At 72.0% G+C, this 22357-nt stretch carries 23 protein-coding genes; 7 read left to right on the plus strand and 16 right to left on the minus strand.

Annotation, left to right across the window (positions count from 1 at the left end):
• Window positions 1–11 precede the first annotated feature (11 nt).
• Window positions 12–593 (plus strand): TetR/AcrR family transcriptional regulator, encoded by a 582-nt coding sequence (locus tag ACFPM7_RS19170; protein WP_378249023.1) that lies wholly within the window; start codon window positions 12–14, stop codon window positions 591–593.
• A 200-nt stretch (window positions 594–793) separates the two neighbouring features.
• On the opposite strand, the gene nadC is transcribed toward ACFPM7_RS19170, so the two are convergent.
• From nadC to nadA, 3 genes are read right to left on the minus strand one after another with little or no spacing between them, the layout of a single operon-like run.
• On the minus strand, window positions 794–1633 hold the full coding sequence (gene nadC / locus ACFPM7_RS19175) for a carboxylating nicotinate-nucleotide diphosphorylase (RefSeq protein ID WP_378249024.1): 840 nt from the start codon (window positions 1631–1633) through the stop codon (window positions 794–796).
• Window positions 1630–3243: an L-aspartate oxidase gene (locus ACFPM7_RS19180; RefSeq protein WP_378249025.1), complete on the minus strand. Its 1614-nt coding sequence runs from the start codon at window positions 3241–3243 to the stop codon at window positions 1630–1632. The genes nadC and ACFPM7_RS19180 overlap by 4 nt, the downstream gene beginning before the upstream one ends.
• Window positions 3240–4247 (minus strand): quinolinate synthase NadA, encoded by a 1008-nt coding sequence (gene nadA / locus ACFPM7_RS19185; protein ID WP_378249026.1) that lies wholly within the window; start codon window positions 4245–4247, stop codon window positions 3240–3242. The genes ACFPM7_RS19180 and nadA overlap by 4 nt, the downstream gene beginning before the upstream one ends.
• A gap of 62 nt (window positions 4248–4309) precedes the next feature.
• Between nadA and ACFPM7_RS19190 the strand changes: the two genes are divergently transcribed.
• Window positions 4310–5032, plus strand: coding sequence for an NUDIX hydrolase (locus ACFPM7_RS19190; RefSeq protein ID WP_378249027.1), 723 nt, complete (start codon window positions 4310–4312; stop codon window positions 5030–5032).
• 42 nt (window positions 5033–5074) lie between these two features.
• Window positions 5075–5749 carry an LON peptidase substrate-binding domain-containing protein gene (locus ACFPM7_RS19195; protein ID WP_378249028.1) on the plus strand — a complete coding sequence of 225 codons (675 nt, stop codon included), beginning with the start codon at window positions 5075–5077 and terminating at the stop codon, window positions 5747–5749.
• Here ACFPM7_RS19195 and ACFPM7_RS19200 read toward each other — a convergent pair whose 3' ends face one another.
• The 4 genes from ACFPM7_RS19200 to bioD form a co-directional block, all read right to left on the minus strand.
• On the minus strand, window positions 5750–6331 hold the full coding sequence (locus tag ACFPM7_RS19200) for a DUF2567 domain-containing protein (protein ID WP_378249029.1): 582 nt from the start codon (window positions 6329–6331) through the stop codon (window positions 5750–5752). It lies immediately after the preceding gene.
• 28 nt (window positions 6332–6359) lie between these two features.
• Entirely contained in the window at window positions 6360–6542 is a 183-nt protein-coding gene (gene bsaP / locus ACFPM7_RS19205) for a biotin synthase auxiliary protein BsaP (protein WP_378249030.1), read from the minus strand.
• A gap of 2 nt (window positions 6543–6544) precedes the next feature.
• Window positions 6545–7567, minus strand: coding sequence for a biotin synthase BioB (bioB, locus tag ACFPM7_RS19210; RefSeq protein ID WP_378249031.1), 1023 nt, complete (start codon window positions 7565–7567; stop codon window positions 6545–6547).
• A 78-nt stretch (window positions 7568–7645) separates the two neighbouring features.
• Window positions 7646–8362 (minus strand): dethiobiotin synthase, encoded by a 717-nt coding sequence (bioD, locus tag ACFPM7_RS19215; protein WP_378249032.1) that lies wholly within the window; start codon window positions 8360–8362, stop codon window positions 7646–7648.
• 70 nt (window positions 8363–8432) lie between these two features.
• Here bioD and ACFPM7_RS19220 point away from each other — a divergent pair, with 70 nt between their 5' ends.
• A complete protein-coding gene (locus ACFPM7_RS19220) occupies window positions 8433–8675 on the plus strand; it encodes a glutaredoxin family protein (protein ID WP_378249033.1) in 243 nt (80 codons plus the stop codon).
• Between the two features lie 46 nt (window positions 8676–8721).
• Window positions 8722–9399 carry an RCC1 domain-containing protein gene (locus tag ACFPM7_RS19225; protein ID WP_378249034.1) on the plus strand — a complete coding sequence of 226 codons (678 nt, stop codon included), beginning with the start codon at window positions 8722–8724 and terminating at the stop codon, window positions 9397–9399.
• Window positions 9400–9441: 42 nt separating this feature from the next.
• Here the strand turns inward: ACFPM7_RS19225 and ACFPM7_RS19230 are convergent, their stop codons facing one another.
• From ACFPM7_RS19230 to dnaE, 5 genes are all read right to left on the minus strand, one after another.
• The gene (locus tag ACFPM7_RS19230) at window positions 9442–9981 is read right to left on the minus strand and encodes a hypothetical protein (protein WP_378249035.1); all 540 of its coding nucleotides are present in this window, start codon (window positions 9979–9981) and stop codon (window positions 9442–9444) included.
• Window positions 9982–9990: 9 nt separating this feature from the next.
• A complete protein-coding gene (locus ACFPM7_RS19235) occupies window positions 9991–11256 on the minus strand; it encodes an adenosylmethionine--8-amino-7-oxononanoate transaminase (RefSeq protein WP_378249036.1) in 1266 nt (421 codons plus the stop codon).
• Window positions 11257–11265: 9 nt separating this feature from the next.
• Window positions 11266–11943 (minus strand): hypothetical protein, encoded by a 678-nt coding sequence (locus tag ACFPM7_RS19240; protein ID WP_378249037.1) that lies wholly within the window; start codon window positions 11941–11943, stop codon window positions 11266–11268.
• A 173-nt stretch (window positions 11944–12116) separates the two neighbouring features.
• Entirely contained in the window at window positions 12117–13328 is a 1212-nt protein-coding gene (locus tag ACFPM7_RS19245) for a cytochrome P450 family protein (protein WP_378249038.1), read from the minus strand.
• A gap of 57 nt (window positions 13329–13385) precedes the next feature.
• On the minus strand, window positions 13386–16940 hold the full coding sequence (dnaE, locus tag ACFPM7_RS19250) for a DNA polymerase III subunit alpha (protein WP_378249039.1): 3555 nt from the start codon (window positions 16938–16940) through the stop codon (window positions 13386–13388).
• Between the two features lie 61 nt (window positions 16941–17001).
• Here dnaE and ACFPM7_RS19255 point away from each other — a divergent pair, with 61 nt between their 5' ends.
• Window positions 17002–17622: a nucleoside/nucleotide kinase family protein gene (locus tag ACFPM7_RS19255; protein WP_378249040.1), complete on the plus strand. Its 621-nt coding sequence runs from the start codon at window positions 17002–17004 to the stop codon at window positions 17620–17622.
• 77 nt (window positions 17623–17699) lie between these two features.
• Window positions 17700–18686, plus strand: a complete 987-nt coding sequence (locus ACFPM7_RS19260) for an AsnC family protein (RefSeq protein ID WP_378249041.1) — start codon at window positions 17700–17702, stop codon at window positions 18684–18686.
• Window positions 18687–18894: 208 nt separating this feature from the next.
• On the opposite strand, the gene ACFPM7_RS19265 is transcribed toward ACFPM7_RS19260, so the two are convergent.
• The 4 genes from ACFPM7_RS19265 to ACFPM7_RS19280 are packed head-to-tail and all read right to left on the minus strand — an operon-like array spanning window position 18895 to window position 22280.
• Window positions 18895–19173, minus strand: coding sequence for a hypothetical protein (locus ACFPM7_RS19265; RefSeq protein WP_378249042.1), 279 nt, complete (start codon window positions 19171–19173; stop codon window positions 18895–18897).
• A 31-nt stretch (window positions 19174–19204) separates the two neighbouring features.
• Entirely contained in the window at window positions 19205–20089 is an 885-nt protein-coding gene (locus tag ACFPM7_RS19270; RefSeq protein WP_378249221.1) for an RluA family pseudouridine synthase, read from the minus strand.
• A gap of 41 nt (window positions 20090–20130) precedes the next feature.
• Entirely contained in the window at window positions 20131–20742 is a 612-nt protein-coding gene (gene lspA, locus ACFPM7_RS19275) for a signal peptidase II (RefSeq protein WP_378249043.1), read from the minus strand.
• A 56-nt stretch (window positions 20743–20798) separates the two neighbouring features.
• Window positions 20799–22280 (minus strand): potassium/proton antiporter, encoded by a 1482-nt coding sequence (locus ACFPM7_RS19280; RefSeq protein WP_378249044.1) that lies wholly within the window; start codon window positions 22278–22280, stop codon window positions 20799–20801.
• Window positions 22281–22357 lie beyond the last annotated feature (77 nt).

Genomic DNA, 22357 nt, shown 5'->3' on the forward strand with positions numbered 1-22357 from the left:
CCATCCGCCGGGTGGGCCACCGAGACCAGCTCCTCACCGCGGCGACGCGCCTGCTCCAGGACAAGGGCTACGCGCACATCACCGCGCGCGACCTGGTCGCCGAGTCGGGCACGAACCTGGCGTCGATCGGCTACCACTTCGGCTCCAAGGCCGGGCTGCTGAACGCCGCCCTCGGCGAGGTCTTCGCCGAGTGGATGACCCAGCTCGGCTCGGTCGCCATGGCCGACCCGAACGCCTCCCCGGTCGAGCGCGCGCACCTGACCTGGGCCACCCTCCTGCACCACCTGGACGACAAGCGCGCCCTGATCCTGAGCTTCGTCGAAGCCCTGGCCCAGGCCGACCGCGACCCGGCCCTGCGCGAACAGCTGGCCCAGCTCCAGCACCAGCTGCGCACCGGCATCGCCCATCTGGTCTCGGCGTCCTACGGCGGCGACCCCGGCCCGGAGGACCCCCGCTGCACGGCGGTCGCCAGCTTCGTCCTGGCCGCCTGCGACGGCCTGGCCCTCCAGTGGCTCATCGACCCGGCCCGCTCGCCGCGGCCGGACGACCTGCTGCGCGGCTTGGGCGAGCTGCTGCGGCTCTCGCGGAACTGAGCCGGACGGCCACCCCCTCGGCGGGCAGCCGGAGAAGCACTGCACGGTCACCTCGGTGGTCGACGAGTGCCTGGCGGGCGCGGCGGCGCGGTCGCCGTGCGCACAAAGGGTCGCTCCACTGAGGCGGGAAGCCAATGCCCCGAAAGCCGTCTTGGACCCTGCGCACCCGCCGCGGAGGTGAGATCCGGCGGCGCACTCGATCAGCGCAGGTCCATCCCCAGGTCCAGCGCGGGCGAGGAGTGTGTGAGGCCGCCGACGGCGAGGTAGTCGACGCCGGTCTCGGCATAGGCACGGGCGACATCGACGGTCAGGCCGCCGGAGGCTTCCAGGCGGGTGCCGGTGCCCTTGGCCCTGCGCACGGCCTCGGCGCACTGCTCGGGGGTGAAGTTGTCCAGCAGGACCAGTTCGGCGTTCTCGGCGAGGGCCTCGTCCAGTTGCTCCAGGCTGTCCACCTCCACCTCGCACGGCAGGTGCGGCGCGTGCGCGCGGGCGGCGGCGAGGGCCTTGGCGACCGAGCCCGCCGCGACGACGTGGTTGTCCTTGATCAGGATCGCGTCGCCGAGGCCGAGGCGGTGGTTGACGCCGCCCCCGCACCGGACGGCGTACTTCTCCAGCAGGCGCAGGCCGGGCAGGGTTTTGCGGGAGTCGCGCACGGCCGCGCCGGTGCCCGCCACCGCTTCGACCCAGGCGGCGGTGGCGGTCGCGACGCCGGAGAGGTGGCAGAGCAGGTTGAGGGCGGTGCGCTCGGCGGTGAGCAGGGCGCGGGTGGAGCCGCGGACGACGAGGGCGGGCTGTCCCGGCACCGCTCGGGTGCCGTCCTCGGCTGCGGAGAGGACGGACAGGTCGGGCACGACGCGCTCGAACACCGCGCGGGCGACCGGGACGCCCGCGAGGACGCCGGGCTTGCGCGGGGTCAGCTCGGCGACGGCGACCGCGTCGGCGGGGACGGTGGCCTCGGTGGTGGCGTCGGGTCCGTAGCGGAGGTCTTCCTCCAGGGCGGTGGTGATGACGCGGTCCAGGTCGGCCTTGTCGAGGGTCATGCCGCTCCTACCAGGCTCAGCGGGCCCGCCAACACCGGCTGGCCGGAGGGGGTGGTCCTGATGTGCAGGCGGCGCGCGACCTCGTCGCGGCCGGGGTGGTCGGTGCGGACGTGGCAGCCGCGCGACTCGGTGCGCGCCGAGGCCGCGGCGATCAGCGCGCGGGCCACCACCGTGAGCGCGGCGTCCTCGACGGCGGCCCTGCTGTCCAGCAGGCGATCCACAGAGGACACATCGAGCACCGAGCCGACGACGGCCAGGCCCTCGGCGTCGCGGCCGATGCCCGCGTAGCGGCTCATCACCCGCTGCAGGGAGTCCCGCGCGGCGACCGGGGCGACGGGCAGCTCGCCGTCGGCGGCCGGGCGCGCGAGCAGGCCGGCGGCGATGTCGGCGGCGACGGCCTCGGCGGCGCGCGAGCCGACGACCAGACCTTCCAGCAGGCTGTTGGAGGCCAGCCGGTTCGCGCCGTGCAGGCCCGTGCTCGCCACCTCGCCCGCCGCGTAGAGGCCGACGACCGGAGTGCGTCCGTCCACAGTGGCTACGACGCCGCCGCAGGCGAAGTGCGCGGCCGGGGCGACCGGGATCGGCGACACCGCCGGGTCGACGCCTTCGGCGAGGCAGGCGGCGTGCACCGTCGGGAACCGCGCGGCGAACGCGGCGGCGGGCAGGTGCGTCGCGTCCAGGAACACGTGGTCGTCCACACCCCCCGGGGCGGACAACAGGCGCCGGGTGATCGCCGCGGCGACGACGTCGCGCGGGGCGAGGTCGGCCAGCGGGTGCACCCCGGCCATCACCCGGTCGCCGAGCGCGTCGACCAGGACCGCGCCCTCGCCGCGCACCGCCTCGGTGACCAGCGGGCAGCGGCCGCGGGCCCCGGCGCCGGTGTAGAGCACGGTCGGGTGGAACTGCACGAACTCGATGTCGGCGACCGGCGCGCCCGCGCGCAGCGCCAGCGCGACACCGTCGCCGGTGGCGACATCGGGGTTGGAGGTGGCCTGGTAGAGCTGGCCGAGCCCGCCGGAGGCCAGCAGCACGGCCTGCGCGCCGAGGACGCCCGGCACCCCGGAGCCGTCCAGCACGACAAGCCCGGCCACCGCGCCGGACGCGGTGCGCACGGCGTCGACGGCGACGTGGTCCTCCAGGACGGGAATCCGCCCGTCGCGGGTCGCGGCGAGCAGCGCGCGCTCGACCTCCGCGCCGGTGGCGTCGCCGCCGGCGTGCACGACGCGGAAGGCGCTGTGGCCGCCTTCGCGGGTGCGGGCCAGCCTGCCGTCGGGGGCGCTGTCGAACACCGCGCCGCGCGCCATCAGCCGCGACACCGCGGCCGGGCCGCCGGAGACGATCGCCCGCACGGCGGCCTCGTCGCACAGCCCCGCGCCCGCGGTGAGGGTGTCGGCGATGTGGCGCTCCACGGAGTCGCCCGCGTCGTGCTCCCCCGGCAGGACGACGGCGACGCCGCCCTGCGCCCAGCGGGTGTTCCCGTCGACGGCGGCGGCCTTGGTGACCACCAGCACCCGCAGTCCCAGCTCACGGGCGCGCAGCGCCGCGGTGAGCCCGGCGACGCCGGTGCCGACGACGACCAGGTCGGCGCGCGCCGCCCAGCGGGTGCTCACTCGCCACCGCCGGGCTGGCCGATCTCGATCATCCGCTGCACCGCGCCGCGGGCGCGGGCGGCGATCTCGGGGTCGACGTGCACCTCGTCGGCGTTCTCGCGCAGGCCGCGCAGCAGGGCCGCCGGGGTGATCATCTTCATGTAGCGGCAGGAGGCGCGGTCGTTGACGGCCTGGAAGTCCACTCCGGGGGCGGCCTTGCGCAGCTGGTGCAGCATGCCGATCTCGGTGGCCACCAGCACGGTCTTGGCCTGGCTCGCCTTGGCCTGGCCGACCATGTCGCCGGTGGAGAGGATCTTGACCTGCTCGGCGGGGACGATGCCCTCGCCCGCGAGGTAGAGCGCCGAGGTGGCGCAGCCGCACTCGGGGTGGATGTAGAGGTCGGCCTCGGGATTGGCGGCGGCGCGCTCGGCCAGCTCGGGACCGTTGATGCCGGCGTGCACGTGGCACTCGCCCGCCCAGATGTGCAGGTTCTCCCGCCCGGTGACCCGCTTGACGTGCGCGCCGAGGAACTGGTCGGGCAGGAACAGCACCTCGCGGTCGGCCGGGATCGAGGCGACCACGTCGACGGCGTTGGAGGAGGTGCAGCAGATGTCGGTCTCGGCCTTCACCTCGGCGGTGGTGTTGACGTAGGAGACGACGACCGCGCCCGGGTGCTCGGCCTTCCAGGCGCGCAGCTCGTCGGCGGTGATGGAGTCGGCCAGCGAGCAGCCCGCGCGCTCGTCCGGGATGAGGACGGTCTTGTCCGGGCTGAGGATCTTCGCGGTCTCGGCCATGAAGTGCACGCCGCAGAAGACGATGGTCGAGGCCTGCGACTGGGCCGCGATGCGCGAGAGGGCCAGGGAGTCGCCGGTGTGGTCGGCGATGTCCTGGATCTCCGGCAGCTGGTAGTTGTGCGCCAGCAGCACGGCGTCGCGCTCGCGGACGAGCCTGCGCACCTCGTCGCGCCAAGCCGAGTCCGCCTCCACCCCGCCGTAGGGGGTCAGGTCGAGCAGTTCGGCGGTCATGTGGCCCTCCATCCGAGTTGTCCAGTTTCCGTTCCCGAGGTTTTCGCCTTAGGATCGAAAACATGGCTGATGCTACCACCCCCCACCACGCGCAGGACCACGAAGTTCTGGCCGCGGTACTACAGGTGAGGCAGGGATCACTGCGCGCGGTGCTGTGGGAACGCGCTCGGGAGCCGCACGCGCACCGTTGGTCACTGCCGGGCGGCAGGCTGGGGATCGATGAGGACGTCGAGGCCTCGATCCGGCGCCAGCTCGCGGAGAAGGTGGACGTCCGCCAGGTCAGCCACGTCGAGCAGCTGGCGGTCTTCAGCGCACCCGACCGCGTCCCCGGCCCCCCGCGCGTGATCGCCACGGCGTTCCTGTGCCTGGTGCCCTCGCACCTGGACCCCGAACTGCCCGGCGACACCGCCTGGCACGGCGTCGAGGCGCTCCCCCGCACCGCCTTCGACCACGGCGCGATCGTCCTGCGCGCCCGCGACCGGCTGCGGGCGAAGATGTCCTACACCAACGTCGGCTTCGCCCTCGCCCCGCCGGTGTTCACGATCTCAGCATTGCGAGAGCTGTACTCAGCTGCTCTCGGATACCGGGTTTCGGCCACGAACTTGCAACGCGTCCTCGCTCGGCGCGGTCTGCTGGAGGCCACCGGCGAGACGACCAAGCCCGGCCGCAGCGGCGGACGACCCGCCGCCCAGTTCCGGTTTGCCGAGACCGCAATGGTGGTAACCGACCCGTTCGCCGTGCTCAAGCCCCCCTCGACCGGCAGAACCGGCACATCGCCCAACTGAGCACGAACGGCGGATGACGCCCCCACGTCGTAGCGTTGTCGCGTGCCCGAGACGCTTCCGCTGTTTCCCCTCCAGGCGGTCCTGCTGCCGGGCGCGAGCCTGCCCTTGCACATCTTCGAGCCCCGCTACCGCCAGCTGACCGTCGACCTGGTCACCGGCACCGTCCCCGGCCGCGAGTTCGGGGTGGTGGCGATGCGCCCGGCGAACGACCACGAGGTGACCTCGGTGTCGCAGCTGCGGGAGGTCGGGTGCACGGCCGCGCTCCGCCAGGCCAAGCGGCTGCCGGACGGACGCTACGACATCATCACGACCGGGGGTCGACGGTTCCGGCTCTTGGACCTGGACGCCCGGAGCGCGCCGTACTTGATCGGGACGGTGGAGTGGCTGCCGGACGTCGACCAGGCGCCTGGACCGTCGGTGGTCTCGCTGTCGGAGACGGCGCGGGCGGCGCATCGGCGGTACTGCGAGACGGCTTGGCAGGATGAGGACTGGTCGGAGCCGGACGCTGATCTCGATGTGTGCCAGCTGGCGCATGTGATCGCGGCGGACTGCTTGTTGACGATGGACGATCGGCAGCGGCTGCTGGAGGAGACCCGGCCTCTGCACCGCTTGCGCATGGTCGTGCGACTCCTGAACCGGGAGACCGGCCTGCTGAAGACCTTGCGCGCCGTTCCCGCCCCGCCGTCGGAGTTCACCACGCCGATCAGCCTGAACTGATCAGCCGAGGCGGCGGCCCAGGTCGGTTTCGTTGTTCCAGGCGGCGGCGACCGTGTAGACCAGGGCGGTCGCCAGGGGCCAGGCGAGGATCGTCCACGGGGATTCCAGGCGCGGGGCCAAGGCGATGACGTCGCCCAGGGCGGGAGTGCTCTCGATGGTGAAGCGGGACTCCGCCCAGGACACCCCGACCTGAGCCGCCAGCCAGGCGGCCAGGGCCGAGCCGCCGGTCGCGGCGATGAGCATGACCGGGCCGCGGCGTTCGCGCATCAGCCAGACCGCGACGCCGGTGATCAGGCCTGCTGCCAGGGACAGCAGGAGGAACAGGGCCAGGTCCTCGAAGCGGTGGTAGCTCTCGCTGCGCAGGGGGACGAACGTGCCGCCCTCCACCACCGCTGAGAGCTGTTCGGGGGCCAGGCGCGACCACAGCCAGCCCACCAGCATGCCGAACAGGGCCACCGTCGAGGTGACGCTGACGGCGGGCAGCAGATCTTTCTTGATCACCACGCGCGGGGGTTCCGGGCTCGGCCAGGGCAGGTACGGCTCGACCGCCCGGTGACGACCGGTGTCCTGCTGCTGAGTCAACTCCGCGCCCCTTCCCGTCCAGGGAAGACTACGCGGGAGTGATCTCGCCGTGCCTGCTGCACCGGGCGGTCCAGCCGACCGGGGTCACCTGGACGACCATGCGGCGGGCGCAGGCCGAGCAGAAGCGGGGGGGCTCCAGGGCCGCGCGGGGGCTCGCGCACGGGGTGTGCGAGCCCTCCGACGGCGGCTTGCCGCAGTGCACGCAGAACATGGCTACAGGCTCTCGCTGAGCGCCTTGATGGGCATCTTCAGGTCGGTCAGCATGTCCAGGTCGCGCTGGGCGGGGCGGCCCAGGTTGGTCAGGTAGTTGCCGACGATGATCGCGTTGACGCCGCCCAGCATGCCCTGCTCGGCGCCCAGGTCGCCCAGGGTCAGCTCGCGGCCACCCGCGAAGCGCAGCATCGTGCGGGGCAGGGCGAGCCGGAAGGCGGCGACGACGCGCAGGGCAGCGCGGCCCTCGATGGGCTCGTAGTGCTCGTACGGGGTGCCGGGCTGCGGGATGAGGAAGTTCATCGGGACCTCGTGCGGGTCCAGCTCGGCCAGCTGCACGGCGAACTCGGCGCGCTGCTCGTCGGTCTCGCCCATGCCGACGATGCCGCCGGAGCAGACCTCCATGCCCGCCTCGCGCACCATGCGCAGGGTGTCCCAGCGCTCTTCCCAGGTGTGGGTGGTGACGACCTGCGGGAAGTGCGAGCGCGCGGTCTCCAGGTTGTGGTTGTAGCGGTGCACGCCCATGGCGACCAGCTCGTCGACCTGCTCCTGGGTGAGCATGCCGAGCGAGCAGGCGATCTGGATGTCGTTGCCGGACTCGCGGATGGCCTTGATGCCGTCGCGGACCTGGGAGAGCAGGCGGGCGTCGGGGCCGCGGACGGCGGCGACGATGCAGAACTCGGTGGCGCCGGTGGCGCGGGTCTGCTCGGCGGCCTTGACCAGGCCGGGGATGTCCAGCCAGGCCGAGCGGACCGGCGTCGGGAAGCGGCCGGACTGCGAGCAGAAGTGGCAGTCCTCGGGGCAGCCGCCGGTCTTGAGGGAGATGATGCCCTCGACCTCGACCTCGGGGCCGCACCACTTCATGCGCACCTCGTGCGCCAGGGCGAGCAGCTCCTCCATGCGGTCGTCGGGCAGCCGCAGCACCCGCAGCACCTGGGCCTCGTCAAGGCCCACACCGCGCCCCAGCACCTGCTCACGCGCCTCGGACAGCACGTCGGTGGTGGTGCGCTCGGCGGCTGCCGTCACGGTGGTCCTCCTCGATCGGCCTACGGCGTTCAGCGCGTCAGTCTGCCAAATCCCGCTGACGCGGGCAGGCGATGTTTCTCACGCCGGGAAGCGTCCGGTGAACTCCTTGGCGTCGAACTCCCCGCCCAGGGACGGGGCCAGCGCACGGCGCGCGACCTGGGCGAACTCGGCGGCGGGGAGCACGCCCGCGCCCGCGGGGACGGCCCCGACCAGGGGGGCGTTGGCCACCGAGGGCAGGTCTTCGAGGTTGCAGCGCGCGGCCAGGTCCGGCTCCTCGGGCCAGGAGCCGATGACGATGCCCGCGCCCGCCACCCCCCGGGTGCGCAGCGCCTCACCGGTCAGCGCGGTCGCGTTGAGCGTGCCCAGGCCCGCCTCGGCGACGACGAGCACCGGCGCGCCGAGCGACCAGGCGACGTCGGCGAGCGTGCCGCCGTCGGGGTCCAGGCGCACGAGCAGGCCGCCTGCACCCTCGATCAGCACGAGGTCGTGCGTCTGGGCGAGCTCGGAGGCGGCGGCGGCGACCTCGGAGGGCCGCACCGGCGGCATGCCGACCCGGCGGGCGGCGGTGTCGGGGGCGAGCGGATCGGGGAAGCGGCGCAACTCGGCGGCGGTGATCTCCCCCGCCAGCGCGGCCACGACGTCGACGTCGCCGGGCTCCTCGGGAGCGACCCCGGTCTGCGCCGGTTTGAGCACCGCGACCCGCCTGCCCTGGGCGACCGCGATGGCGGCGACCGCGGCGGTGACGACCGTCTTGCCGACGCCGGTACCGGTACCGGAGATCACGAGCACGCTCACGGCGCACCAGGCTAGACCTGGTAATTGGTATGGACCTACACAGGGCTACCCGGCGGTTATCGTCGGTCGGGTGGACAACGTGATCCTCTACGGCGCTGACTGGTGCGGCGACTGCCGCAGAGCGAAGGCGTGGCTGCGCAGAGCCGGAGTCGCGTTCACCGAGGTCGACGTCGAACACGACGAACAGGCCCGGACGGCGGCGATCGATCTGGCGGGCGGCAGGCGCAACATCCCGGTGGTGGTTCTCCCGGACGGCGCGGTGCTGGTCGAGCCGACTAACACAGAACTGGCGACGGCGCTCACGAACGGGTGACACCCGGGAGGTAGTCTCCCGGGGCCAAACTCACCCTGGGGGTTGCGTGTCCCACATTCCGAAGCTGGCCGCGGCGATCGCCGCGGCGGCGGTGGTGTCGGCGACGTTGCTCGTGCCCAGCGGAGCCGCGCCGGTGGTCGCGGCCGAGCCGTCGTGCGCGGAGTGCCCGGTGGGGGGCGTCGGGGTGGCTGGGGACTACGTGCTGCGGCAGGACGGAACCGTGTGGTCGCGGGGGATCAACGCGGCCGCGCAGGTGCCGGGGCTGGTGGGGGTTGAGCGAATCGCGGCGTCGGCTGGAACGGGGTACGCGCTGGTGGAGGGGCGGGTGTGGGCGTGGGGGGACAACCGGGACGGGGAGCTGGGGAACGGGTCGTTCGGGGGATCGACGCTGACGCCCGCGGTGGTCACCGGGTTGGGTGACGTCGTGGCGATCGCGGCGGGGGCTGAGGCTCGGTACGCGCTGCGGGCGGACGGGACTGTGTGGTCGTGGGGTCGCAATGACCGGGCGCAGCTCGGAGGGCTCGCGGCGGGGCGGTCGGCGAAGCCGGTGCGGATCGCTGGGGTTCGGGGCGCGGTGGAGGTGTCGGCCGGGGACGCCTCCGGGTTCGCGGTGCTGGCGAACGGGACGGCGCTGGCGTGGGGTGCCAATGACGAGGGGCAGCTGGGCGGGGCGAGGATCAGCCTCCGCGAGGCCATCCCGCTGACCGTTCCCGCCCTTCCCTGACGTCTGCGGGCCTGCCTCCTGCCGGTCGCGGTCGGAACAACCTCAGCGCACCCTCGGGGACGTGCTCAGCAGACGCTGCTGTTCCTGCTTGAGGCGGGCGAACGACTCGCGCACGTAGGTCACGTAGGCCGCTCCGGGGTGGCGGACCAGGGCGGGCTGGTGCACGCCGTCGGACTCGGCGGACAGGACGATCTCCACCGCGGCGACGTGGGCGCAGAAGTCGCGCAGGGGTGGGGGCAGCTCGGGCTCGGCCAGGAGGTCGGCGTGGTTGACGATGATGTCGCGCATCTGGTGGTTCAGCGGGTTCAGCGCCTGGTCGCGCCAGCGGCGCCAGTCGTCGGTGGCCGCGTCGGCGGTTCGGTCCGCCTTGGCGGGCAGGGTTGAGGCGCGCAGGGCCTCCCAGATGCGCTCGTTGACCTCGACCAGGGCGTTCAGCGGGCCGTACAGCTCCCTGAGTTGGCTGTTGATCCTGGTCAGGCGGGCTTGGCGGCGCTCCTGCCTGAGCTGGGCGCGCTGGTTGAGGAGGAACACGAGCACCGCGACCACGATGCTGGCGCTCGCGGTGATGACTGCTGCCGACACCCGCTCAGCTTAGGCGCGGGCGGCCGCCACGATTCCCGCCGTGATCGCGGCGACGTCGTCACTGGTGCTGATGAAGGGCGGCATCGTGTAGATGAGGTCGCGGAAGGGGCGCAGCCAGACGCCCGCGTCGACGGCGGCCTTGGTGGCGGCGGCCATGTCGACGGGGTGGTCGAGCTGCACGACGCCGATCGCGCCCAGGACGCGCACGTCGCGGACGCCGGGGACGTCGCGGGCCGGGGCCAGGCCCGCGGTCAGCTCGGACTCGATGCGTTTGACCGTTCCCCGCCAGTCGCCCGCCAGCAGCAGGTCGATGGAGGCGGAGGCGACGGCCGTCGCCAGGGGGTTGCCCATGAAGGTGGGGCCGTGGGCGAGGACGGGGAGTTCGCCTCGGGAGATGCCGTCGGCGACGCGGGGGGTGCACAGGGTCGCGGCGAGGCTCAGGTAGCCGCCGGTGAGGGCCTTGCCGAGGCACATCACGTCCGGGCTGATGCCCGCGTGGTCGGCGGCGAAGAGCTCGCCGGTGCGGGCGAAGCCGGTGGCGATCTCGTCGAAGATCAGCAGGACGTCGTTGGCCAGGGTCAGCTCGCGCAGGACGTGCAGGTAGCGGGGGTCGTGGAAGCGCATGCCGCCCGCGCCCTGCACGACCGGTTCCACGATGACGGCGGCGAGTTCGTCGGCGTGGTCTTCGATGAGGGCGGCCAGGTGGGCGACGTAGTCGTGCTCGAAGGCGGCGGGCGGGGGGTCGGCGAAGATCTGCTCGGGGAGGACGCCGCGCCAGAGGGAGTGCATGCCGCCGTCGGGGTCGCAGACGCTCATCGGCTGGAAGGTGTCGCCGTGGTAGCCGCCGCGCCAGGTGAGGAGCTTGGACTTGGCGGGGCGGTCGGTTGAGCGCCAGTACTGCAAGCACATCTTCACCGCGACCTCGACGGAGACCGAGCCGGAGTCGCAGAGGAAGACGTGCCGCAGCGGGTCGGGGGTGATGTCGACCAGGGTGGTGGCCAGGCGGACGGCGGGCTCGTGGGTGAGGCCGCCGAACATGACGTGGCTCATCCGGGAGAGCTGGTCGGTGACCGCGGCGTCGAGGACGGGGTTGCGGTAGCCGTGGATCGCCGCCCACCAGGAGGACATGCCGTCGATGAGCTGCCTGCCGTCGGCCAGGGTCAGGCGGACCCCCTCGGCCTCGCGGACGACGAGCGGGTCGTGGGTGCCCGGCATGGGGGCGTACGGGTGCCAGACGTGGGCGCGGTCGGCGGCTAGCAGCTCGTCGGGGGACACGTGCGGAGGCTAGTCGACCCCGGCGATCACCTTGCGGCGAGCGACCAGGCGGGCGATCTCGCGGCCGTGGTCAGTGGGGACGATCCACTCGCCCGGGGGCACGGTGATGCGGACGGCGGGGCCGGGGGTGACGGTGACGCGGACCTCGCCCACGCCGGGGACCGGCAGGGTGGCGCGGCGGGCGACCATGACCTGTTCGATGGTGCCCACGCCGGACAGCGCGACGGCGGGGCGGACGGTGCGGAAGCGGGCGCCTGCCAGGGAGATGCGGTCGGTGCCGATGACGAGTTCCAGGCCGCGGGCGCCGCGGGCCTGCCAGGGGACCTCGACCGGGGAGTCGGCCAGTTCCGGGGTGTAGGGCTCCAGGACAGCGGCGCGGGCCTTGTCGGCGATCCACCAGCCGAGGGCGCCCAGGGCTACCGCGGCCATGGGGGCCGACCAGGGGTAGGTGGCGATTCCCAGCGCGGTTCCGGACAAGGTTCCGAGGGTGGCGGCGCGGAGGGGCCAGCGGCGGGGGCAGAAGCGGATCGCTCGGAACCAGGCGATGCCCGCGGCGGCCAGGGCGGCGGGCATGGTGAGGAAGGGGAGCGGGGCGGCGGTCGCGAGGATCACGGCGGTGGTGATGAGCGGGCCCAGGAGGGTCACCACGGTGAGGTGGATGCGCACGCGCCTCAGTCGCGCGGTCACCACCTTGGAAGTTGACTCGTCCTGCCCCCGCATCGGCTGTACCGTACCCCGGGTGGACCACGATGGTGGTGCGCCACACCGGGGGGGCGGGTGGTTCTGGTTCGCGGTTCGGGTGGTGGTTCGGCGGGACGCGGGTCGGGCGGGCGGTGTCCGATGGGGAGAGAGGCGAGGGGCTACGCCAGGCGGACTGGGAGTTCTTCCAGGCCGCGTAGTAGGGGGCTGTGGCGGTAGCGCAGGTCGGTGGGGGCCACCGACAGGTGCAGGTTGGGGAAGCGGGCCAGCAAGTAGCCGATGGCTGTTTCGGCTTCCATCCTCGCCAGGGGAGCGCCCACGCAGTAGTGGATGCCGTGGCCGAAGGCCATGTGGCTGGAGTGGGATCGGGTGATGTCCAGGGAGTCTGCGGCGGGGAAGCGGGCGGGGTCGCGGTTGGCGCTGCCCAGGGAGATCAGGAGGAACTCGCCTTCGGGGATGGTGTTGTCGCCGAGGGTGAGGGGTTGGGTGGTGTAGCGGAGGGTGGCCAGGTTTACCGGGCTGTCGTAGCGCAGGAACTCCTCCACCGCGCTGGGGAGCAGGCTCGGGTCGGCGCGGAGGGCCGCTAGTTGGTCGGGGTGGGTGAGCAGGGCCAGGACGCCGTTGCCGATGAGGTTGACGGTGGTTTCGTGGCCTGCGACCAGCAGGAGGAACGCCATCGAGATGAGTTCGGGCTCGGTGAGGCGGTCGTTGTCTTCGCTGGCTTGGATGAGGGCTGTCAGGAGGTCGTCGGCGGGGTTGGCGCGTTTGGCGGTGATCAGGTGGAGCAGGTAGGCGACCATGGACTCGCCCGCTGCGCGCATCTCCTCTGGAGGGGCGGCGGACAGCAGGGTTGCTGACCAGCGGCGAAAGTCGTCGCGGTCGCCGTCGGGGACGCCGAGGACTTCGCAGATCACCGTCATCGGGAGGGGGAAGGCCAAGGCGGACAACAGGTCCACGTCACCGGACATGGTGTCGAGCAGGTCGGTGGTGATCTGCTGGATGCGGGGGCGCAGGGATTCCACGCGGCGGACGGTGAAGGCGCGGTTGACGAGTTTGCGCAGGCGGGTGTGGTCGGGCGGGTCGGTGTTGAGCATGTGGGCGGCGAGTTCGGCGGCGAACTCGCCGGGTTCGACGCCCTCGCTGCGGTGGCGCTCGGCCAGTTTCACCGCGCCGTCGAAGTCCTTGCTCACCGAGGGATCGGCGAGCGCGGTGCGCACGTCGGCGTAGCGGGTGACCAGCCAGCCGTAGAAGTGGCTCGGCATCTCCACGCGCCGCACCGGCGCGGACTCGCGCAACGCGGCGTAGAGGCTGTACGGGTCCTGCATGAAGTCGGGCTCGATGTGCAGCGCCGCCGGACGATCCGAAATGGACACTTGCCCCTCCCCTGGGGTCAGCTCCCGCCGACCCCAGGGTAGCCGAAGATCACGCCGTCAGGCGAGACAGCTCGGGCCCAGCAGCGCCTTGAGGTCCCCCATCAGCGACGGCGACGGCGTGACGCGCAGGCCTTCGTCCAGCTTGAGGAGGGTCTGGCGGTGGCCGTTGATCAGCTTCAGGTGCACCACCGTGCGCCCGGGGTGGGCGGTGAGGACGTCCTTGAGCTGGCCGACCAGCGACGGGGTGCACTTGGTGGCCGCCATGCTGAGCCGGAACGGCATGTCGGTGACGGAGAGGTCGGGGACGGCGAGGTCGTTGGCGATCAGGGAGATGCGGTCCTCGCGCTTGGCGACCCTGGCCTTGACCAGCACGATCGCGTCCTCCAGAACGCTCATGCCGATCACCCCGTAGGTCTTGGGGAAGAACAGCACCTCCATGCCGCCGTTGAGGTCCTCCAGCTGGGCCGAGGCCCACGGCTCGCCGTTCTTGTTCACCCTGCGGTTGACCGAGGCCAGGATGCCGCCCAGGGTGACCTGGGTGCCGTCGGCGATGCCGCCTTCCAGGATCGCCGCGATGGCGGTGTCGGACTGCGAGGCGAGGATGTGCTCGACGCCGTCGAGCGGGTGGCCGGAGACGTAGAGGCCCAGCATCTCCCGCTCCAGGGCGAGTTGGTGCTTGGACTCCCACACGTCGTCGGGCACCCGGACGTCGAAGACGCTGCTCACGTCCTCGTCGCCGTCGCCGCCCGCGCCGAAGAGGTCGAACTGCCCGACGGCCTCGGCCTTCTTCGTCTCCATGATCGCGTCGATGGCGTCGGTGTGCACCAGGAACAGGCCCTTGCGGGGGTGCTTGAGCGAGTCGAAGGCGCCGGACTTGATCAGCGATTCCACGACCTTCTTGTTGCAGGCCGAGGCGTCGACCTTGCGCAGGAAGTCGGAGAAGTCGGTGAACTCGCCCTTCTCGGTGCGCGCCCGGATGATCGACTCCACCACGTTGGCGCCGACGTTGCGGATCGCGCCGAGGCCGAAGCGGATGTCCTCCCCCACCGGGGCGAAGTCCTTCGCCGATTCGTTGACATCCGGCGGAAGGACGGTGATGCCCATCTTGCGGCATTCCGACAGGTAGACGGCCGCCTTGTCCTTGTCGTCACGCACCGAGGTGAGCAGCGCGGCCATGTACTCGGCCGGGTAGTTCGCCTTGAGGAACGCGGTCCAGTAGGAGATGAGGCCGTAGGCGGCCGAGTGGGCCTTGTTGAACGCGTAGTCGGCGAAGGGGACGAGGATGTCCCACAGCGTTTTGATCGCGTCCTTCGGATACCCGTTCTTCTCCATGCCCGCCGAGAAGTTGACGAACTCGGCGTCCAGGACCTCTTTCTTCTTCTTGCCCATGGCCCGGCGGAGCAGGTCCGCTTGTCCGAGCGTGTACCCGGCGAGCTTCTGGGCGATGGCCATGACCTGCTCTTGGTAGACGATCAGGCCGTAGGTGGTGCCGAGGGTCTCCTCCAGCGCTTCGGCGAGCGCCGGGTGAATGGGGGTGATCTCCTGCTGCTTGTTCTTGCGCAGCGCGTAGTTGGTGTGCGACTTCGCGCCCATCGGGCCGGGGCGGTAGAGCGCGCCGACGGCGGAGATGTCCTCGAAGTTGTCGGGGCGCATGAGGCGCAGCAGGTCGCGCATGGGGCCGCCGTCGAGCTGGAACACCCCGAGCGTGTCACCGCGGGAAAGCAGCTCGAAGGTCTTCTTGTCTTCCAGGCCGATCAGCGCGATGTCGTCGTATTCCTCGCCGTCGTAGACGAGTTTCTTGCCGTTGCTCTTGATGTTGCGCAGAGCGTCGTCCATCACCGTGAGGTTGCGCAGGCCCAGGAAGTCCATCTTCAGCAGGCCGAGCGATTCACAGGTCGGGTAGTCGAACTGCGTGATGATCGAGCCGTCCTGGGGCCGCTTCCACAGCGGGATCGACTCCATCAGCGGTTCGGCTGAGAGGATGACCGCGCAGGCGTGCACGCCCGCGTTGCGGATCAGGCCCTCCAGGCCGCGGCCGGTGTCGATGATCTCCTTGACCTGCGGGTCGCTGCCGTACAGCTCGCGGATCTCGGTGGCCTCGGCGTAGCGCTTGTGCTGCGGGTCGAACAGGCTGTTGAGCGGGATGTCCTTGGCCATGACCGCGGGCGGGTAGGCCTTGGAGATGCGGTCGGCGATGGAGTAGCCGGGCTGGCCGAACAGCACCCGCGCGGAGTCCTTGATCGCGGCCTTGGCCTTGATCGTGCCGAAGGTGATGACCTGGGCGACCTTCTCCGCGCCCCACTTCTCGGTGGTGTAGCGGATGACGTCGCCGCGGCGGCGCTCGTCGAAGTCGATGTCGATGTCGGGGGGGCTGACGCGGTCGGGGTTGAGGAACCGCTCGAAGATCAGCCCGTGGGCCAGCGGGTCGAGGTCGGTGATGCCCATGGCGTAGGCGATCAGCGCGCCCGCGGCCGAGCCGCGGCCGGGGCCGACCCGGATGCCGTTGTTCTTGGCCCAGAGGATGAGGTCGGCGACAACCAGGAAGTACGCCGGGAACCCCATCTGCAGGATGACGCCGATCTCGAACTCGACCTGCTTGCGGTGCTCCTCATCGATGCCGCCGGGGAAGCGGCGGTGCATGCCCTCCCAGACCTGCTCGCGGAAGTACTCGTCCTCGGTCTTGCCGTCGGGGATCGGGAACCGCGGCATCAGGTTCTGGAACTGGAACATCCCCGCCGGGTCGACCTTGTCGGCGATCAGCAGGGTGTTGCGGCAGCCCTCCTGCCACGGGTCGGAGGAGTCGACGGCGCGCATCTCGTCGGGCGACTTCAGGTAGTAGCCGTCGCCGTCGAAGCGGAAGCGGGTCGGGTCCTGCAGGGTGCTGGCCGTCTGCACGCAGAGCAGCGCGTCGTGGGCGTCGCGGTCGCTGCGGTAGGTGTAGTGCGAGTCGTTGGTGACGACGAAGGGGATGTCGAGCTTGCGGGCGACCTCGACCAGGCCGGAGCGGACGCGGCTCTCGATCTCGATGCCGTGGTCCATCAGCTCGACGAAGAAGTTGTCCTTGCCGTAGATGTCGCGATAGGCCGCGGCGGCTTCCAGGGCCTCGTCGGGCTGGCCGAGGCGCAGGCGGGTCTGGACCTCCCCGGAGGGGCAGCCGGTGGTGGCCATCAGGCCGTCGGCGTGCTCGGCGATCAGCTCGCGGTCCATGCGCGGCCACTTGCCGAGCTGGCCCTCCAGCGAGGCGCGGCTGGAGAGCTTCATCAGGTTGGTCAGACCGGCGGCGTTGCGGGCCCAGATCGTCTGGTGGGTGTAGGCGCCGGAGCCGGAGACGTCGTCGCCCTTCTGCGACGGGTCGCCCCAGCGGATGCGGTCCTTGGTGAAGCGCGAGGCGGGCGCGAGGTAGGCCTCGATGCCGAGAATGGGCTTGATCCCGGCGGCGGTGGCCTGCTTGTAGAAGTCGTAGATGCCGTTGGTGTGGCCGTGGTCGGTGATCGCCACGGCGGACATCCCCAAGCGCTCGCACTCGGCGAACATGTCCTTGAGCTTGGCCGCTCCGTCGAGCATCGAGTACTCGGTGTGCACGTGCAGATGAGCGAAGGATTCAGCGGCCACCGGGGCAGCCTAGACCAGCCCCGGAAGTGGGTGCGCCAGGCGCGCCGGGAATGATGCCGACGTGCGATTTCTCCCGACCACACAAGAGAAACTCGCCGATGACGTCGCCGAGTTGATCATTCGCGACAGTCACCGGCCGTGGTCGCGCGTGCTCGTCGACGGGGCTCCGCCGACGGCTCCCGGCGACCTCGCCGACGCCGTCGCCGAGCGGCTGCGCGTGCTGGGCAGACCGGTCGTGCGGGTGCGCGCCGGCGACTTCCTGCGGCCCGCGTCGCTGCGCTTCGAGCGCGGCCGGGAGGACCCCGACGCCCGCTACGAGGGGTGGCTGGACTCCGGCGCGCTGCACCGCGAAGTGCTCGATCCGGTGATCCCCGGGCGGGTGTTGCCATCGCTCTGGGACGCCGTCACCGACCGCGCCACCCGGGTGGGGTACGTCGCGCTGCCCGAAGGCGGCGTGGTGCTGGTCGACGGGGAGCTGCTGCTCGGCCGGGGCCTGCCGCACGAGCTGTCCGTGCACCTCTCGCTCACCCCCGCCGCGCTGGCCCGACGCTCGGCGGAGCCGTGGGCGCTGCCCGCCTACGCCCGCTACGAGGCCGAGGTCGACCCGCTGAGCACCGCCGACGTCGCCGCCAGGGTGGACGACCCGCGCAGGCCCGCCCTGCGGCTGAGCGCGACGGGATGATCACCGACCGGGTTCACCGCCGTGTCGATCATCGGCTTCCGACGCGGTGGCGGGGGTGACCCGGTAGCGTGCGGACCGTGACGGATGCTGTTGACGCCCGCCTTCTCGGCGTGGTCGCCGAGATGGGTCGGGCGGCCGTGCACGAGGTGGCGGCGCGGCTGGGGATGGACCCGCGCGAGGCCGCGTCGCGGCTGGTGGCGCTCTCGGCGTCCGGGGTGCCGCTGCTGGTCGGCGTCGAGTGCGACCCGAACGGCGTGCGGGCGGCGCTGGCCCGCATGCAGCCCCAGCCCGGCTACGGCTATCCCCCCGGTTACCAGCAGCAACCCGTCCAGCAGCAACCCGTCCAGCAGCAGCCCGCCCAGTACGGGGCGTACCCGTACCAGGGCCCGCCCCAGGGCGGCCCGAGCGGCCCGCACCAGGTCGCGCCGCCGAGCGGCCAGCACGCGGTGCGCGTCGGTCCGCCGAGCCAGCCCTTCCCCGCCCAGCAGCCCCCGCAGCAGCAGCTCCCGCCGCCGGACCCGGGCGACCCCATCAACGTCTGGGGCCCGCCGCAGTCCTCCACCTGGGCGCGCGGCGACCAGCCGCCCGGCGGCACCCTGGCCGGGAGCATGGACCGCACCCAGCCCGCGGCGCGGCCCCACCGCCGCACCGGCAAGGCGGGCGAGGCCCTGGAGACCGAGGGCCTGGAGGGCGAGCGCCTCTCGATCAAGCTGATCGAGGTCGTCGACCCGGCCGACTACCTGTTCACCGCGGCGGGCTACCGGCTCCAGGAGGGCGAGCGCTCGATCGTCGTGCACACCGAGCTGGTCAACCGCGGCGCGGTGAAGTTCGGCACGCTGCCGGACCTGTACCTGGTGCTGGTCACCGACGACGGCCGGGAGATCACCAAGGCCCCGGTGTCGCTGTCCTCACGGCCGCCGCACCGCATCGGGGTGGCTCCTGGGGAGACCGCAGGCGGACACACCGTGTACGTGGTGCCGGAGGAGACCGTGCTGACGTCGGTGCGCTGGAGCCCGCGCCCGGACGAGGAGTCCCGAACCCTCACCTGGGCGATCGAGAACTGACTTCGCACGAGCAGGCACGGCTCGCATCGTTTCCCGTTCGTCGAATTGTGCGACGGGAGCTTGCCATTTTCGAGCACTCGCAGCGGACCCGCGCCACAACCCAGACAGTTCTGCTTCGTGCGCGGTCTTTGACATTCACCAGAACGAAGCTAAACGATGAGCGGCTGTCGCGGTCGAAGACGTCTCCGGTGAGCGGCGGCGACCCCGCCTAGCGGCCGAAGAGCTTGCTGAAGAACCCCGGCTTCTTCTCCGGCTCGGCGGTCTGCGCCGGGATCGGGGAGGTCGGGGGTTCGCGGTCGTAGCGGCGTGCGCCCTGTGGTTCGGTGCGGATGGTCTCCTCGACGTCGGGGTGGTCGGGGAGTGCGCCGATGACCGGCGGGGCGACGCCGTTCTCCAGGAAGCGGCCGTGGCCGCCGGAGGCGAACGGGTCGTCGTCTCGGGTGGTGCCGTGGGGCATGCCGACCTCCCAGCCGGGGACCTGGTTCACCCGTCAACTTACTCGAACCGGGGCTCCGGGGTCAGGATTCGGCGCTCAGCAGCTCCAGCGCGGCGGCGAGATCGGCCGGGTACTCGCTGGTGAACTCGACCCACTGGCCGTCGGCGGGGTGGTGGAAGCCGAGCGAGCGGGCGTGCAGCCACTGGCGGGAGAGGGTCAGGCGCTTGGCCAGCGCCGGGTCCGCGCCGTAGGTGAGGTCGCCGACGCACGGGTGGCGCAGGGCGGAGAAGTGCACCCGGATCTGGTGGGTGCGGCCGGTCTCCAGCTTGACGTCGAGCAGTGACGCGGCGCGGAAGGCCTCGATGGTCTCGTAGTGGGTGATGCTGGGCTTGCCGCCCGCGACGACGGCCCACTTGTAGTCGTGGCGGGGGTGGCGGTCGATGGGCGCGTCGATGGTGCCGAGGCTCGGGTCGGGGTGGCCCTGGACCAGCGCGTGGTAGCGCTTCTCGACCGTGCGCTCCTTGAACGCGCGCTTGAGCACCGTGTAGGCGTGCTCGCTCTTGGCGACCACCATGGCGCCGGTCGTGCCGACGTCGAGGCGGTGCACGACGCCCTGGCGCTCGGCGGCGCCGGAGGTGGAGACCCGCACGCCCGCGGCGGCGAGGCCGCCGATGACGGTGGGGCCGGTCCAGCCGGGGCTGGGGTGCGCGGCGACGCCGACGGGCTTGTCGACCACGGCGATGTCGTCGTCCTCGAACAGCAGCTCCAGGCCGTCGACCGGGATGGCCTGGACCTCGATGGGGCGCTCGGGCTCGGGGAGGGTGACCTCCAGCCACGAGCCCGCCATGAGCCGGTCGGACTTGCCCGCGGCGCGGCCGTCGACCAGGACGTCGCCCGCGTCGGTGAGCGCGGCGACGACGGTCCTGGACAGGCCGAGGAGCTTGGCGATCCCGGCGTCGACGCGCATGCCGTCGAGGCCGTCGGGCACGGGCAGGGTGCGTGAGTCCCTCACTCGGAGCCGCCCTTCTCCGCCTTGTCGGCCTGCTCGGCCTTGGCCGCCTTGCCCGACTTGACGATCTTGCCGTCGTAGTCGCGGCCGAAGAGGGTCATCACGACGATGAGCACGCCGCCGCAGCTGATGCCCATGTCGGCGACGTTGAACACCGGGAAGAAGTCGCCGTTGGGGGCGAAGACCGAGATCATGTCGACCACGTGGCCCTCGAAGACGCCGGGCGCGCGGAACAGGCGGTCGGTGAGGTTGCCCATCGCGCCTGCCAGCACCAGGCCCAGGCCGATGGCCCAGCCGGTGGAGCGCAGCTTCGGCAGGATCCAGATGATGGCGATGGTGACGCCGGCCGCGACGATGGTGAACAGCCACGTCATGCCCGTCGCCATGGAGAACGCGGCGCCCGGGTTGCGGATGAGCTGCAGGTAGAGCGCGCCGCCCAGCAGTTCGACGGGCTCGCGGTTCTCCAGCTTCGCCACGGCGAGGACCTTGGTGACGACGTCGAGGGAGTACACGACGACAGCGGCCGCGATCAGCCACAGGCCGCGCCACGGCAGGACGGGGTCGGGTGCGGGCTCCTGCGGGTCGGTCTCGATCGGTTGCTCGCTGCTCACCGGGCCATTGTCCACGTGCGGGGTCGCCCGGGGCGCGGTCGGGGTGGCGCGGGCGCTCAGCCGAGGCCGGTCTCGCCGTGCCAGCGGGCGTAGCGGCCCGCGCGGTCGATGGCGCGCATCCTGGCCTCGGTGGCGTCGCGGACGTCCTCGGTGGTGACGATGAGGAGGTGGTCGTCCTCCTGCAGGCGGGTGGTGGGGCCGGGGGTGAACGCGCTGTGCGAGCGGGTGACGAGGCTGACCGTCGCCCCGGGCGGCAGCCGCAGCTCGCTGATGTAGACGCCGTGCAGCTTGGAGCCCTTGGGGATGGCGACCTGGAGCAGGCTGGCGTCCAGCTCGTCGAGGGAGGCGACGTCGACCTGCACCTCACGGGGCTGGGCGCCCGCGTCCAGGCGCAGGAGTCTGGCCAGCGGTTTCAGCGTGGTGCCCTGGAGCAGGGTCAGGACCACGACGAGCACGAAGACGGCGTCGACCAGCTGTTCGGCGCCGGGTCTGCCCTCGGTCAGCGGGATCATGGCGAGCACGACGGGCACCGCGCCGCGCAGCCCGGCCCAGGAGAGGAAGATCTGCTCCCGCCAGGGCATGCCGAACCAGGACGCCGACAGCGCCACCGACAGCGGTCTGGCGAGGAAGGTGATGACCGCGCCCGCGACCAGGCCCGGGATGATCGCGTCCAGCAGGCGGGCGGGGCTGGCGAACAGGCCGAGCAGCACGAACAGCCCGATCTGGGCCAGCCAGCCGAGGCCCTCGGCGAAGGAGAGCGTGTCGGCGCGGTGGGGCAGCTTGGCGTTGCCGAGGACCAGGCCGCAGAGGTAGGCGGCGAGCAGGCCGGAGGCGTGCAGGGCCTGGCCGCCCGCGAAGGCGAGCACGCACACCGCGACGGTGGCCAGCGGGTAGAGGCCGGTGGCAGGCAGCGCGGCGCGGCGCAGGGCGTGCGCGCCGAGCCAGCCGAGCGCGACGCCGACGATCGCGCCGGTGAGCAGTTCGTAGACCAGCAGCAGCGCCGCGTCCCAGCCGATGGGGGCGGTGCCGACGAGCAGGACGACGGCGATGTAGCAGGGCGCGTCGTTGATGCCGGACTCCAGCTCCAGCGAGCCCGCGAGCCTGCGCGTGATGGGCAGGGTGCGCAGCACGCTGAACACGGCGGCGGCGTCGGTGGAGGCGAGGACCGCGCCCCAGAGCAGCGCGGTGCGCCAGTCCAGGCCCAGCAGGTAGTGCAGGGCGACGCCCGCGATGCCGATGCTGATCAAGACGCCCACTGTGGACAGGGCCAGACCCGCGCCGACGGCGGGTTTGACGTCCGACCACCGGGTCGTCAGACCACCCTCGACGAGGATGAGCACCAGCGCGGCGAGGCCGAGGGCCTGGGTGAGGCTCGCGTCGGAGAACTCGATGCCGAGCCCGGCCTCGCCGAGCAGCACGCCCATGCCGAGGTACAGCAGCAGCGACGGGAGTCCCAATCGGACGGACACCCGCACCGCCAGCACCGCGACCAGGAGCACGGCCGCGCCGACGCCGAGCCCCAAGGTCAACTCGCCCACCCGCACCCTCCCGTCCGAACCCCGGGGGCATTCTTCCCCACGACCGGGCACTCACGAAGTGGACAGGGCGAGGTCAG

It is taken from the genome of Actinokineospora guangxiensis (assembly GCF_042657845.1).
GTDB classification, from domain to species: domain Bacteria; phylum Actinomycetota; class Actinomycetes; order Mycobacteriales; family Pseudonocardiaceae; genus Actinokineospora; species Actinokineospora guangxiensis.